General features: G+C 44.1%; 12 protein-coding genes. 9 read left to right on the top strand and 3 right to left on the bottom strand.

Features of this window, described 5'->3' with window-relative positions; translation table 11 throughout:
* Positions 1–7 precede the first annotated feature (7 nt).
* The 4 genes from alr (at position 8) to secA (ending at position 5,736) form a co-directional block, all read left to right on the top strand.
* Complete coding sequence (alr, locus tag ACX6CI_RS11105) at positions 8–1,138, top strand: alanine racemase (RefSeq protein WP_458778221.1); 1,131 nt, start codon at positions 8–10, stop codon at positions 1,136–1,138.
* Position 1,139: 1 nt separating this feature from the next.
* On the top strand, positions 1,140–2,798 hold the full coding sequence (argS, locus tag ACX6CI_RS11100) for an arginine--tRNA ligase (protein ID WP_458778220.1): 1,659 nt from the start codon (positions 1,140–1,142) through the stop codon (positions 2,796–2,798).
* A 7-nt stretch (positions 2,799–2,805) separates the two neighbouring features.
* A complete protein-coding gene (locus ACX6CI_RS11095) occupies positions 2,806–3,054 on the top strand; it encodes a hypothetical protein (protein ID WP_458778219.1) in 249 nt (82 codons plus the stop codon).
* Between the two features lie 132 nt (positions 3,055–3,186).
* Complete coding sequence (secA, locus tag ACX6CI_RS11090; RefSeq protein ID WP_458778218.1) at positions 3,187–5,736, top strand: preprotein translocase subunit SecA; 2,550 nt, start codon at positions 3,187–3,189, stop codon at positions 5,734–5,736.
* A gap of 118 nt (positions 5,737–5,854) precedes the next feature.
* Here the strand turns inward: secA and ppk2 are convergent, their stop codons facing one another.
* From ppk2 to cls, 3 genes are all read right to left on the bottom strand, one after another.
* A complete protein-coding gene (ppk2, locus tag ACX6CI_RS11085) occupies positions 5,855–6,763 on the bottom strand; it encodes a polyphosphate kinase 2 (protein WP_458778217.1) in 909 nt (302 codons plus the stop codon).
* Between the two features lie 235 nt (positions 6,764–6,998).
* Positions 6,999–7,745 (bottom strand): metallophosphoesterase family protein, encoded by a 747-nt coding sequence (locus ACX6CI_RS11080; protein WP_458778216.1) that lies wholly within the window; start codon positions 7,743–7,745, stop codon positions 6,999–7,001.
* Between the two features lie 32 nt (positions 7,746–7,777).
* Positions 7,778–9,283, bottom strand: a complete 1,506-nt coding sequence (gene cls, locus ACX6CI_RS11075; RefSeq protein WP_458778215.1) for a cardiolipin synthase — start codon at positions 9,281–9,283, stop codon at positions 7,778–7,780.
* Between the two features lie 571 nt (positions 9,284–9,854).
* On the opposite strand from cls, the gene argJ reads away from it, so the two are divergent.
* Genes argJ through ACX6CI_RS11050 form a run of 5 tightly spaced genes read left to right on the top strand, consistent with a single transcriptional unit; the run spans position 9,855 to position 14,023 of the window.
* On the top strand, positions 9,855–11,042 hold the full coding sequence (argJ, locus tag ACX6CI_RS11070) for a bifunctional glutamate N-acetyltransferase/amino-acid acetyltransferase ArgJ (protein WP_458778214.1): 1,188 nt from the start codon (positions 9,855–9,857) through the stop codon (positions 11,040–11,042).
* Positions 11,043–11,082: 40 nt separating this feature from the next.
* Complete coding sequence (locus ACX6CI_RS11065) at positions 11,083–11,586, top strand: SixA phosphatase family protein (protein WP_458778213.1); 504 nt, start codon at positions 11,083–11,085, stop codon at positions 11,584–11,586.
* Between the two features lie 3 nt (positions 11,587–11,589).
* On the top strand, positions 11,590–12,786 hold the full coding sequence (locus ACX6CI_RS11060; RefSeq protein ID WP_458778212.1) for an MFS transporter: 1,197 nt from the start codon (positions 11,590–11,592) through the stop codon (positions 12,784–12,786).
* A gap of 17 nt (positions 12,787–12,803) precedes the next feature.
* Positions 12,804–13,016: a uracil-DNA glycosylase gene (locus tag ACX6CI_RS11055; protein ID WP_458778211.1), complete on the top strand. Its 213-nt coding sequence runs from the start codon at positions 12,804–12,806 to the stop codon at positions 13,014–13,016.
* A 26-nt stretch (positions 13,017–13,042) separates the two neighbouring features.
* On the top strand, positions 13,043–14,023 hold the full coding sequence (locus tag ACX6CI_RS11050; protein WP_458778210.1) for a hypothetical protein: 981 nt from the start codon (positions 13,043–13,045) through the stop codon (positions 14,021–14,023).
* Positions 14,024–14,038 lie beyond the last annotated feature (15 nt).

Raw genomic sequence — 14,038 nt, 5'->3', positions numbered from 1 at the left:
AGTTGTAATGGATGTCACCTCGTTTAACCAAATTGTAGTAGATTCCTCAGCGCTAGAACATAATTTCCGATATATACAAAGGCTTGCTGGCGATTCAACACCTGTAATGGCTATGGTGAAAGCGGATGCCTATGGACATGGGGGTGTGGAGGCTGCAAGGGCATTTACAAGAGCTGGTTGTACCATTTTTGGCATTGCTGAATTACGAGAAGCTGTGGTTCTGCGTAGAGCTGGTGTCTCTGGAAAAATCTATGTGACCATTGGTTTTGCTATAGAGAATACTGGATATTTTTTTCAGTATGATCTTGTTCCTGTCATCTATAGTATGGATGCAGCAAATGCATTGTCTGCTATGGCAACGAGTCTCAATAGAACAATTGATGTGCATATTAAGGTTGATACCGGAATGGGAAGACTGGGATTTTTTCCGGCTGACGTTCCTGCAGTCTTTGAGAGGGTTGAGGCGTTGCCTGGGCTAAAGCTTGCCGGAATAATGAGTCACTTTCCGGAATCTGATAATCCTCAATCAACTACTACCCTTAATGGCATTGAGAGTTTCTCTGGACTCTGTTCAATATTAAAAAAACGTGTAGCTGGCGTATGCCATATTGCCAATTCCGGAGCAGTGCTTAATTTTCCAAGCGCCCATCAGGATATGGTGCGTGCTGGAATTGCCCTGTACGGATATCATCCTGCAGGTAGAAGCACCCACAGTCAGAGTGCAGAAGAGCAGCTTAAACCCGCAATGTCGTTTAGTTCAAAAGTGCTCCAGGTAAAAGAGGTTCCTTCTGGTACAGGCATAAGTTACGGGCATACGTATAGTACACAGACTGATTCAAAAATTGCGGTACTTCCTGTGGGGTATGAAGATGGTTACTCCCGTTCTCTTTCGAGTAAAGGAGAGGTTCTTATACGTGGCCAGAGAGCTGCGGTGCGTGGTCGTATCTGTATGAACATGTGTATGGTTGATGTGACAGAAATTGATGGGGTTGTAGCAGGTGATGAGGCTGTATTTCTTGGCAGCCAGGGCTCTCGGGCTATTACCGCCGATGATATAGCAGAAAAGATGGACTCCATTAGTTATGAAGTCCTCTGTATGCTTGGACACAATAATAATAGAAACTACCAAGTAGGTTAGGATGATTCGTTCACAACTAAAGAAGGTCCTGGAGACCTGTTTTAACGATGGGGTCGCAGAGGGACTGTGGTCTGATAAGGCAGCTGGGAAATTTGCTGTGGAACTGCCAAAACATGAAGGTCAGGGGGATTTCTCAACAAATTTTGCCCTGGTCCTTGCCGGTATTGAAAAGAAAAATCCCCGTGAAATCGCAGGCCAGATAAGTGAAAAACTTAAGGCAGTGAGCGATCTTGTGGAGCGTGTTGAAATTGCAGGTCCAGGTTTTGTTAACGTTTTCATCAATCAGCAGGTCTGGCGTAATCTGATTCCTGCAATTATAGATAGTGCAGCTGAGTTTGGTAAGAGTGAGGTGGGAGCAGGTCGTAAGGTGATGGTTGAGTTTGTCAGTGCAAATCCGACAGGACCTCTCTCCATAGGACATGGTCGGCAGGCGATTCTTGGCGATTCCATTGCACGGTTGCTTGAAGCTACAGGCCACGATGTTTTCAGAGAATACTACTATAATGACGCTGGCAGGCAGATGAGGGTACTTGGTGAGTCCACAAGAGCAAGATACCTCGAACTGATCGGTGCTGAATTTCAATTTCCCGAAGATGGCTATCAGGGTGAGTATATCATAGAGATTGCCCAGAGCCTTGTGGATGAGCATGGGGACAGCTTAAAGGATCATGAAGATGTGGCGCCTTTTAAGAAGCAGGCTGAACAGTTCATTTTTAATGATATCTCCGGTACCCTTAAGCGCGTTGGAATAGAGTTTGATAACTACTATAACGAACAGTCTCTGTACGAAGATGGTCATATTGATGATGTTGTAAATGAACTCCGTGCCAAAGGACTTGTCTATGAAAAAGACGACGCAACATGGTTTAAGACCACAGAGCTTGGACAAGAGCAAGACAGGGTTATCATAAAGAGCAGTGGGGAGCCAACCTATCGCCTACCGGATATCGCCTATCACAGAGAAAAGTTCAGAAGGGATTTTGACTGGTTAATAGATGTGTTTGGCTCCGATCATATTGCCACTGTGCCTGATGTTTTATCAGGTGTAAAGGCTCTAGGGTATAATCCGGATAAGGTGACCGTTGTTCTGCATCAATTTGTAACACTTACCCGTGATGGTAAGCAGGTGAAGATGTCCACCAGAAAGGCAAACTTTGTCACCGTGGATGAACTGCTAGACGAGGTAGGAATTGATCCAGTTCGTTTCTTTTTTATGATGAGAAAGGCGGATAGTCAGATGGAATTTGATCTTGATCTGGCCACCAAGCAGAGTCAGGAAAATCCGGTCTATTATGTTCAGTATGGTTTTGCCCGTCTTTGTGCAATTATGCGTCAAGCCGAGGAAAAGGGACTTACGATACCTGAGTTCAGTGAGGTGGATTCTACGCTTCTCGTGGAGCCGGAAGAGCTCAAACTACTCAAAACAATGTCCGGTTTTCCCCAGGCGATGGAGACCTCAGCCCTTGATCTTGCGCCTCATAAAATCATATTTTATCTTATGGAACTTGCAGGTCAGCTGCATAGCTACTATAACAAGCACAAAGTTTTAACTGATAATGAGGCTCTTTCCAAAGCTCGCCTCTGCCTCATCAGATCTATTCAGGTGGTGTTGAAAAATGGTTTGAATATGGTCGGCCTCTCAGCTCCTGAACGAATGTAAGCTTTTCATGGCAACAACGCGAAAACCAAAGGTAAAAAAGGTCAAGTTTGAATTGACCAAAAGTGGGATTGGAGGGGTAGGCGTGATTGTTTTCTGTCTGTTTCTCTGGATGTTCCTTCTTGGCGTCTGGTCTGGGCAGACACTGCTTTCTCCGCATAGTTCAAGTAAGGTAGGAAAGGCACCACAACAACAGGGAAAAAATAGTACTCAACTCATTCGTGCCGATAAGAAACCGGTAAAAATAAAAATAAATTAACATTTTATTCTTATTCGCGTGGTGTCGCACATCGCAGATTTTTCCTGTGGCGTTTCGGGCTTTAATATTTATATGTGTAGCAACTTCTTAATATTTCGATAGTTCTTAAATCATAACTAACGGCTGGATATAATGATTGGAAAATTACTCACAAAGGTTTTTGGCAGCAGTAATGACAGGTATCTCAAGCAGATCAGACCGATTGTCTCGAAGGTCAATGATCTGGAAAAGGACCTGCTGTCACTCAGTGACCCGGAACTAGCGGCAAAGACTGTTGCATTTAGAGAGCGGCTTGCACAGGGAGAGCCCCTTGACGACCTGTTACCGGAGGCATTTGCTGTTGTGCGTGAAGCAGGACGCAGAGTACTTGGCGAACGCCATTATGACGTGCAGCTGGTAGGTGGTGTGGTTCTCCATCAGGGGAAAATTGCAGAAATGAAGACAGGTGAAGGTAAGACCCTCACCTCAACTCTTCCTATTTACCTTAATGCCCTTACTGGAAAAGGCGCGCATGTAGTAACCGTGAACGATTATCTTGCAGCCCGAGATAGTGAGTGGATGGGAGAGGTCTATAAATTCCTGGGTATGACTTGTGGTAATATCGTCCATGGCCTCGATGATGCCGAGCGAAGAGCAGCGTATGCTGCTGATATTACTTATGGTACCAACAATGAGTTTGGTTTTGACTACCTGCGCGATAATATGAAGTTTGAGCAGGCTGATTTTTGCCAGCGCGGTTTTAATTTTGCCATTGTTGATGAGGTCGATTCGATCCTCATTGATGAAGCGAGAACCCCGCTTATTATTTCCGGTCCCGCTGAAATGTCGACGGAGTTGTATACAACGGTTGATCGTATCATTCCAAAATTTGAGAAAGATGTACATTACAATTTTGATGAAAAAGCGCGTCAGATTTCCCTTACAGAAGAGGGGATAGCCCTTGGTGAGGAACTGTTGGAGGTTGAAAACCTTTATGACCCAACCAGTATAGAAAAATTACATCACCTTAATCAGGGATTAAAGGCTCATATCGTCTTCCATAAAGATGTGGATTACATCGTCAATAATAATCAGGTCGTCATTGTTGATGAATTCACCGGACGGACAATGGAAGGCAGGCGTTTTAGTGAAGGACTCCATCAGGCCTTAGAGGCAAAAGAGAGAGTTAAGATTGAGCAGGAAAATCAGACTCTTGCTTCTATTACTTTCCAGAACTACTTCCGAATGTACAAAAAGCTTGCCGGTATGACAGGTACAGCTGACACCGAGGCCCCTGAATTTAAGAAAATTTATGACCTCGATGTTGTTGTTATGCCCACCAACCAGCCAATGGTTCGTGATGATTACGCCGATGTAATCTATAAGAACGAAGCTGCAAAGTACCGGGCTGTAGTGCAAGAAATTACAGAACTTCATAAAATAGGTCGGCCCGTTCTTGTTGGTACCATCTCCATTGATGTCTCAGAAAAAATCTCCAACATGCTTAAAAAAGCAAAGATTGAACATGAGGTATTGAACGCCAAACACCATGAGCGGGAAGCTGAGATCATCGCAGGAGCCGGACAACTTGGCAAGGTGACTATTGCCACCAATATGGCAGGTCGTGGTACTGATATTAAGCTTGGAGAAGGAGTTGTCGAGGTTGGCGGGTTGCATATCCTTGGTACCTCCCGCCATGAATCGAGACGTATCGATAACCAGTTGCGTGGTCGTGCAGGGCGTCAGGGAGATCCTGGATCATCACGATTTTTTCTTTCGCTGGAAGATGACCTCCTTCGTATTTTTGGCTCAGGTCGCATTACCGGCATTATGGATAAGCTTGGAATGGAAGAAGATGAGCCCATCGAGCATACCATGATCTCACGGGCCATTGAAAATGCCCAGCGCAAGGTTGAGGGACATAACTTTGACATTCGTAAACATCTCCTTGAGTATGATGATGTTATGAATAAGCAGAGAGAAATCATCTACCAGCAACGCAGTGAGGTGTTAAACGGTGAAGATGTGGTCGAGGTTATCGATGATATGATCGAAGATCTTGTCCAGGATATTGCCGGAGAATTTTACCAGGATCGTTCGGAGTCTGTCGAGTGGGACTGGGCTGGATTTACAGCTCGCATGGGTGAAGCGTTTCATCATGAACCCGAGTGGAGTGAGGAAGAACATACAGATTTAAGCCTCGATGCCTTTACAGATAAAATTCGTGCATTCGTAAAAGAAAAATACAAGATGCAGGACGAGGTCAATGGGGCAGAAACCCAGAGGCAGCTTGAAAAGCTTATTCTTCTTCAGATTGTTGATAGCCACTGGAAGGATCATCTGCTCTCCATGGATCATCTTAAAGAGGGAATTGGCCTCAGGGGTTACGGTCAGAAGAATCCTCTCAATGAGTATAAGCGTGAAGGGTATGAGTTGTTTGGCCACATGGTTGAAACGGTAAAATCTCAGACTGTATCATCGCTTATGCGGGTAAGGGTCGTACGAGAAGATGAGGTTGAACGTCTTGAGCAAGAACGACGGGTGCGTCGGGAGCAGGAACAGGCACGGATGAATCAGATAAATGCCAATAAACAGACAACTGTCAGTACAGTAAAACGCGATGGTGATAAGGTTGGACGTAATGCTGACTGCCCATGCGGATCAGGTAAGAAGTATAAGCGGTGCTGTGGTAAAGAAGCGTAAATTTCTACTCTGCATACATCTCTAGTAACACAAAGGGGCAATGGCATATCGCCATTGCCCCTTCGTTTATTATAATTCAGGTTCTCCTGAACTTGATAATGTTCATGGCAGCCTTGGACTAGCCGCGCAGTTGATCAGGCTGCATAAGGTTATCTTCCATATGCTTGAGTTCATCGATGCCTGAAATGACGACTTTGGAGTCTGGTAGCAGGTCTTTGGTTGGTAGTTTATCGTCATAATCCATTTGACTGAGTATATGCTTCATGCAGTTGACTCGGGCTCTTTTCTTGTTGTCTGAGCGGATTATGGTCCAGGGAGAAATTGTTCTGTTGGTCTCGGACAACATCTGGAACTTACGAACGGAGTATTGGTCCCAGTACTGCTGGGCAAGGTTATCAACAGGGGATATTTTATACTGCTTGAGCGGGTCAGTTTTCCTTGAATCAAATCGTTCTTTCTGTATCTCTTTAGAGACAGAGAAATAGAATTTAAAAAGTTTTATCCCATCTTTGACAAGCATCTCCTCAAGAAGCGGTACATCTTTTAAAAAGCGTTTGTTCTGCTCATCGCTGCAAAAACCCATTACCGGTTCTACCATAGCGCGGTTGTACCAGCTTCTGTCAAAGACTACCATCTCACCGGCTGAAGGAAGATGGGTAATATAGCGCTGGAAGTACCATTGACTGAGTTCTGTGTCATTGGGTTTCATCAGAGCAACTACCCTGGTGTGCCGTGGATTGAGATGGGCGATTAAACGTTTTATAGTGCCGCCTTTTCCGGCCGCGTCCCGTCCTTCAAAAATGGCAAGAATTCGCTGGCCGTTAAGCTTCATGGTGGATTGTAGCTTCATCAGCTCAATTTGCAGCTTTTTCAACTCAATCTCATATTTAAGATGTTCATCTTTTATCCAGATCGCAGTTTTATCATCACCTGGTTTACGATGCAGATTTTTATATGCGGTCTCTTCAAGTAGTTTTACCTTCGCAACTTTCGAACTCTGTTTTCCTTTACTCTGTTTTTTTGCCATGGGGTATCCTTTGTCTTAGTTGAAGAGAGAGACTGAATTTTGATTGAGGTACAGGGATCGATACGTCTATTAGTGCTTTACTCTGGAAAAGCTGTCACAGAAAACAGGTAGCGTAGACTCCGAGAAAATTAGTGGGGGATGCTTGCTGATACAAGCTACCTCCACGGCACGTGTCCCGTTTATCGGGGTTAGATTATAGTATCAAAAAGATGTAGAAAATGAAAATTTGTTTTTATTAGTTAAGTTTACGTCCCTCACGGTACATTTTACTGTAGATTGCTGGAAGTTTGCTTTGAGCTATTCGGTCTGTCACTGTCTCAATATTATACGGTATTCTGTAGTGACGAACAGAGATCTTACCGTCGGATACCAGTAACACAGCACAGGAACTCTCTGGATTACCGTCAAACATACGACCTACTGAACCGGGGTTAACAAAATGAACGTCACCGATTTTTTTGTGGTACGGGGTGTGTGAGTGTCCTGTGACTACAATATCAGCATCGGTTAGTTCCGTAAGTTCGATAAAACGCTCTTTTTTGGTATCTGCGAAGAGGAACTCATGGTGGGCAGCGGGGCTTCCGTGATAGACGCCGATTGTTGTATTCGTTGGACTAATACCTTTATCGATATGGGTACAGGAGTATGAACTCTTTTTGGGGAGACCTTGCAAAAACCTTCCATTTTGCAGGGTAAGCTCCTGGGCAGTTGTTTCATACATTATTCTCTTATCCGCTTTTCCCGGCTTTTTAAATGATTTACCCTGCAGAAGTTTGATGACTTTTTTATCAGTATTACCAAGGATACTGATTGTATTGTTGCTTCGTAACCAGTCTAGTGTTTCATTTGGAAATGGGGCATAAACAGTGGAATCTCCACAATTGATGATCTTATCAAAATGAGTATCACAAAAGTAAGAACCAATAGCCTGCAGGGCCGGGTAGTTTCCGTGTATATCAGATATAAGAAGAATGCATGTCATTGGTGTCACAGGTGTTGTTTCATATGCTACAGTTAGAGAAGAGGGGCTATAAGGAGTACTACATTTTCTTTAAACCTTTCAAAATGGTTTCTCTTTTTAAAATGCTCCAGATCAAGCTCCGTAGAGTTAGCAAGATAACCTTCCTGGATCTGTAGAAGGTTCTTGGTAAAGCTCTTGCAATAGATCAACATGGTCGCCTCAAAATTGAGCCAGAAGCTACGCATATCAAGGTTAACTGAACCAAAGAGGGAAAATTTTCGGTCAACTGTGATAGTTTTTGAGTGGAGAAGTCCCCCATTAAAAAGGAGGATTTTTACCCCTGAATCAGCGAGTTCTTCATAACGGGCCCTGCTGGCGTAATGCACAAGTCTGGAGTCGTTTTTCTCCGGAACAATGATTATGACATTCACTCCTCTTTGGGCCGCCGCTTTTAAGGCTGCGAGCAGTGGCTCATCCGGAATAAAGTACGGTGTGGTCATTATCAACTCGTTTTGGGCTGTATAGATAGTTGTAAGTAGAAGACTGTGGATAACCTCAGGAACGCTACCGGGGCCAGAAGGTACGAGTTGAACCCTTGATTCTCCTTGAGCAGGGCAGGGCTGCAGGTCACTTACCCGTCTAATGGTATTCATGTCTGTCTTGAGTGTGTTGTCACCAAAGTAACCAACATTTGTCTCAAGATACCAATCACTTAAAAATGTGCCTGCCAATGTCTCCACCACAGGACCCTGAACTTTGACCATGGTATCAACCCAGTTCCCTACTCCTGCACTTTTCTTAAAGACATTGGGGTCAACCATATTCTGACTGCCTGTATAGGCAAGTGTTCCATCAATAACGACAATTTTACGATGATTACGAATGTCAATCCTCGAAAAAAGGGCGGAAATAATCCCTGCAGGTAAAGATTCCTGGATCTTTATTCCGGCTGCGATCATCTCTTTAGCTGTGGCGCTTTTTAAAAAATCCCTGCTACCAATTGAGTCAACAAGTATTCTGCAGATGACACCACGCTCAACAGCTTTGTAAAGTGCTGTGATAATGTCATCAACCCGGCCACCTGATTCCCAGATATAAAACTGCAAATGGCAGGTTGATTGAGCATTGTTGATGGCTCTTTTGATAGAGCCTAATATTGCTTCAGGGCTTGATATGAGAGTGAGTTTGTTCCCACCTAAGGCAGGAAGACCAACAAGTGTTTTTGCTTGTCTGTGCAGGGAGGTATAGCTGGGGTTTTCTTCTTCCCAGATGAGAGGGGGGCCTGAGGCAAGCCCCTGTAGCCAGGATATATATAGATCAAAAGAGGCTCTGGTTCGTGCCATTCGTTTTTCAGGTAGTCTGTTTTCGCCAAAAAGCAGGTAGAAAAAACCACCAAAAAATGGAATGAGAAGGATAACAACAAGCCATGCGAGGGAAACACCATAGGGGCGTTTTCGCATGATTATTCGTAGGGAAAGACCGATGCGGATAAGTAAATCGGCGAGGAGTATACCGGTTGAAAAAAATGTGTAACTCCAATGTATATTCTGTATTTCCATAGGGTATAAAGAGTTGAACAATAAAAATGGTAATGAAACTTTTAGTCTCTTATCCTCTTATCTTCATAGAAATATACATCTTTTATAAAATGTGGTTACAAAAATAGTGATTCAGTTATTTTTACTTTTAAAGTAGCACGGTATAAGGGATAAGTGGTAGATGTATTTTTCAGTGGATTTTAAGAGTATGGAACTAACCTCGGGAAAGAAACAAATTGAGCCGGGATACGTTCCATGTTGCCTGTTTGGACGTTACAAATAAAAAATAGATTTTAGATTGTTTGGCTAGATAGGTTTTAAAGAGTATGGAACTAACCCCGGGAAAGAAATAAGTTGAGCCGGGATAAGTTCCATGTTGCTTGTTTGGACGTTACGAATGAAAAATAGATTTTAGATTGTTTTGACTAGGGTAGTATTTAAAGAGTATGGAACTAACCCCGGGAAAGAAATAAGTTGAGCCGGGATAAGTTCCATGTTGCTTGTTTGGACGTTACGAATGAAAAATAGATTTTAGATTGTTTTGACTGGGGTAGTATTTAAAGAGTATGGAACTAAAAGGTAGAAGACTATTATGAGTGTGAGTGGATTTTCATTTTCCGCAGTTGAGGCGGGAATCCGATATAAGGGGCGGCTTGATCTTGGTCTTATTTATAGTGACCAGCCATGTGTCACTGCTGGGGTGTTCACCACAAGCCAGGTAAAGGCTGCACCGGTCATTATTGACTCAAAACGACTTGATGAAAACGGTATGGCACAGGCGATTCTGGTTAACTCCGGATGCGCCAATGCCTGTACTGGTGCCAAGGGTATGGAGGCTGCTCTTGCCACAAGCAGGTTAATCTCGAGTAGGCTGGGGATTGATGATAATCTGGTGCAGGTGAGCTCAACTGGTGTCATTGGTGAGCCATTAAATGTTCAAGGGTTTGAGGACAATATCGATACACTTGTGGACTCCCTCAGTGTTGATTGTAGTGATGATGTAGCAAAAGCAATCATGACCACCGATACTGTACAGAAGACTTCGTCTGCGAAGGTAGTCGTTCAAGGTAAGGAAATACATATTTTCGGGATGGCAAAGGGGTCAGGGATGATAATGCCCAATATGGCAACCATGCTTGCTTTTATTGTGACCGATGCAGACATTGCTAGGGAGCAGCTTCAGAACACTCTTGTCGAAACAACAGATAGAACCTTCAACAGAATTACAGTTGATGGTGATACCAGCACAAACGATATGGTGCTTGTTATGGCAAATGGCAGGGCAGGGAATCATTCTATTGACGGAAGTGACTCAAGGGCGCTGAGTGATTTTAGCGATGCTCTTGGCTTGGTTATGAAGGATCTGGCCCTGCAAATTGTTCAGGACGGGGAGGGTGCCACCAAGACAATCACCATACATGTGAAGGGTGCGGCAAATGATGCTGATGCAGAAAAGATAGCCCGGACGGTTGCCAACTCAAATCTTGTTAAAACCGCCTTCTTTGGTGAAGATGCAAATTGGGGCCGTATTATTGCAGCCATGGGTAGGGCTGGAGTTATTTTTGATCAGGAAAAAGTCTCTATTGCCTTTGGGGATGTCACCATGGTGGAAAATGGTTTGGGTCTTGGCGTAGAAGTTGAATCGCGTGCCACAAAGATCCTTAAGGAAAAGGCGTTTACCGTTTCTATCTCTTTGCAGGAAGGTAGTGGCGAGGCAGAGATGTATACCTGTGATTTTTCACTTGATTATGTAAAGATAAATGCGGATTATCGCTCTTGATGATAAGAGCATAAAATAAGTAAACCGATGGGTGATTTGAGTGAAACGACTTTTTCTTATACGTCACGCAAAATCAAGCTGGGGTCGGCCTGATCTGCCTGATTTCGATCGACCCCTTAATAAGAGAGGCAAACGAAATGGCCCTGAAATGGCAGCACGGTTGGCACGCCTTTCAGTACTACCCGATCTTATTGTGGCAAGCCCTGCAAAACGCGCAAAAAAGACAGCGGTTTATATGGCAAAGGGAACAGGTTACTCAAAGGATAAGATACAGTACAACGAAGGACTGTATATGGGCTCGATGGAGTTTTATATCAGCCTGCTTGAGGAAAGCTTTGCAACAGTAGATACTATTTTTCTGGTGGGACATAATTTTACCATTACAGATCTCGCCGGATATCTCTCTGGTGCAGCAATTGCCAATGTGCCTACCTGTGGTATCGTGGCAATTGAGTATGCTGGTGCGAGCGGTTTTTCTTCAGCGGCCTGTGATGGGAAGTTGCTTTTTTTCGATTTTCCTAAAAACGATGCTGCTGTGGGGTAACAAGTGAAGTGTACATCTTCCAAGGGTGGGGAAAAGAGCGGCCAATTTCGTCGTGTTCTTTCACACCTTCTCCTGCTCACCTCGATTTTCTTTTTAAATTTTACGGCAAGGGTAATCTTTTCTCCCTTATTACCGGAGATTGAAAAATCCCTTGATATTGATCACGGGGCAGCAGGATCTTTCTTTTTATTTATCTCACTTGGATATTTTATCTCTATCCTTTTATCAACCAAGGTGTCAGAATACCTTGGGCACAAGAACACCATTGTTTTGTCGCTATTAAGCTGTGGTGTGATGCTTATTCTCATTGGCACCTTTGAGACCCTTTTGTATATCCGTTGTGGTCTTTTTTTTCTGGGATATGGGGCGGGGTTGTATCTGCAGTCAGGTCTTTCAACAATTATGTCTCTGGTTTCTCCTTCTTATTTGGCAAGAGGAATTGCAGTGCATGAGATGGCTCCTAATTTCGGTTTTGTTGTGGCCCCCCTTATCTGCACATTGTTTCTCCTGTATTTCAGTTACAATACGGTGTTGTATATCCTTGGGACTCTTCTGATATCTGTTGCAGGTATCTATATGTTCCGTGGTTATAGCGGGGTAGGGGCCGCAAAGGGACTCGATTGGGCAACCACGCAAGTGGTTTTGCGCTTAGTCCCCTTCTGGCAGATGGTTATACTGTTGTCCTTTGCCATATGTTCCACCCTTGGCTTATTTTCTATGTTACCTCTCTATTTGACTGCAGAGCATGGAATGGAAAATGAGGCGGCGAATACCCTGGTTGCTTTTTCAAGAATCAGTGCTGTTTTCATGCCCTTGGTGGGAGGATGGCTTGGGGATAAATTAGGAAATGGCAGGCTCTTGAGGGCTGTGTTATTGGTGGCAGGTTTATTGACTATCCCGCTGGGACTACTTAGCGGGGTGGGCCTGCTTGTCTTTGTGGTAATTCAGCCCATGGTGGCTGTCTGTTTCTTTCCTTCTGCCTTTGCTGTACTCTCACGTTTAGGTGGAAAAGAGGTTCGGGGATCTGCAGTTTCCCTCTGTGTTCCTTGTGCTTTTTTAATAGGCGGAGGTTTTTTACCAATGTGTATTGGCCTTGTGGGAGATTATTATACTCTTGCTGTGGGGTATATGGTTATTGGAGTGCTCACTGTACTGGTTGCCATTACAGTGGGTAGTGGAAAACGACTATTGTCATATTGAATTCAGGAATGTTGGCTATGTCCGTACGACCGCTCTGTATAAAATGTGTTCATTATTTTATCACCTATGAGACATCGAGGCCCTATGGTTGCAGGGCCATGGGGTTTAAAAGCCAGAAAAATCCGGCCAGGGTTGTTTATGAAAACTCGGGACTGGAGTGTCAGCTCTTTCTTGCAAAAAAACGTGGTGGCAGCTCTGGCTCAGGTTCAGGTTCAGGTATTGTTGCTTAAGGCCCTTGGTAAGGGTGGAGATTGGTATGTCTGAGGGTGTTACAGAGAAAAAAAGTGTGAAGTCCGTTATCCTTGAACTACTCAAAGAGACCATGCTTACCAGCTGGGAATTGATTCGTATTCTTATTCCTGTGGCCATTGTGACTAAAATAATGGCGGAACTTGGACTGATTACATATATAGGTCAATTACTTGAGCCATTAATGAATCTGCTCGGTTTGCCTGGTGAACTTGGTTTAGTGTGGGCGACAGCAATTTTTTCCAGCCTTTATAGTGCTATTGCTGTGTTTTCTGTTATTGCACCGGGGGTAGAACTCAGCGCCGCTCAGGTTACAGTTCTCTGTTCAATAATGCTCGTTGCCCACTCGCTTCCGATAGAACTGAGTGTGAGTACTAAGGCTGGGGCAAGGTTGATGCCCATTGCGGTGATACGTGTTGTTGGCGCAATTGTATACGGTTATCTACTCAACATCCTTTGTCATGGCTTTGATATTTGGCAGGAGCCGTCACGGGTTATTTTTACTGCAACTGAATCATCGGATAGTTATCTGAGCTGGGGCCTTGATTTCCTCGGTAATCTTTGTCTTATAATTTTGATTATATTGTGTATAATCATATTGATGCGTCTATTTAAGCTGGTAGGACTGCTTGACCTTTTTGAGCGCTTACTCGCACCGGTATTACCTCATTTTGGTATGGGGAAGCAGGCAGCCCCCATCACGGTTGTGGGGATGATTATGGGTATCGGTTATGGTGGAGCACTCATTATACGAGAAACAGCAACGGGAAAGCTTGGTCGGGACGAGGTTTTTAACTCCATGGTGCTCATGGGATTGTGCCACGGATTACTCGAAGATACACTTATTATGGCAGCAATTGGAGGTAAGTTTGCAGGAATACTCTGGGGACGGATTGCTTTCTCGCTTCTGGTAACCTTTCTACTTGTGAAGTTGATGACTCAGTTAAAGAGTAAACGAACCGGTTCAGCTCACATTGGAAGACAATAATACGATATTAATAGA

This window comes from Desulforhopalus glucosivorans, assembly GCF_054397165.1.
This window is presented reverse-complemented; position numbering and strand designations above follow the sequence as displayed.

Coding starts and splice junctions, on each gene's coding strand:
- alr (WP_458778221.1), top strand. CDS start 8: ATGGATGTCACCTCGTTTAACCAAATTGTAGTAGATTCCTCAGCGCTA.
- argS (WP_458778220.1), top strand. CDS start 1,140: ATGATTCGTTCACAACTAAAGAAGGTCCTGGAGACCTGTTTTAACGAT.
- ACX6CI_RS11095 (WP_458778219.1), top strand. CDS start 2,806: ATGGCAACAACGCGAAAACCAAAGGTAAAAAAGGTCAAGTTTGAATTG.
- secA (WP_458778218.1), top strand. CDS start 3,187: ATGATTGGAAAATTACTCACAAAGGTTTTTGGCAGCAGTAATGACAGG.
- ppk2 (WP_458778217.1), bottom strand. CDS start 6,763: ATGGCAAAAAAACAGAGTAAAGGAAAACAGAGTTCGAAAGTTGCGAAG.
- ACX6CI_RS11080 (WP_458778216.1), bottom strand. CDS start 7,745: ATGACATGCATTCTTCTTATATCTGATATACACGGAAACTACCCGGCC.
- cls (WP_458778215.1), bottom strand. CDS start 9,283: ATGGAAATACAGAATATACATTGGAGTTACACATTTTTTTCAACCGGT.
- argJ (WP_458778214.1), top strand. CDS start 9,855: ATGAGTGTGAGTGGATTTTCATTTTCCGCAGTTGAGGCGGGAATCCGA.
- ACX6CI_RS11055 (WP_458778211.1), top strand. CDS start 12,804: ATGTCCGTACGACCGCTCTGTATAAAATGTGTTCATTATTTTATCACC.
- ACX6CI_RS11050 (WP_458778210.1), top strand. CDS start 13,043: ATGTCTGAGGGTGTTACAGAGAAAAAAAGTGTGAAGTCCGTTATCCTT.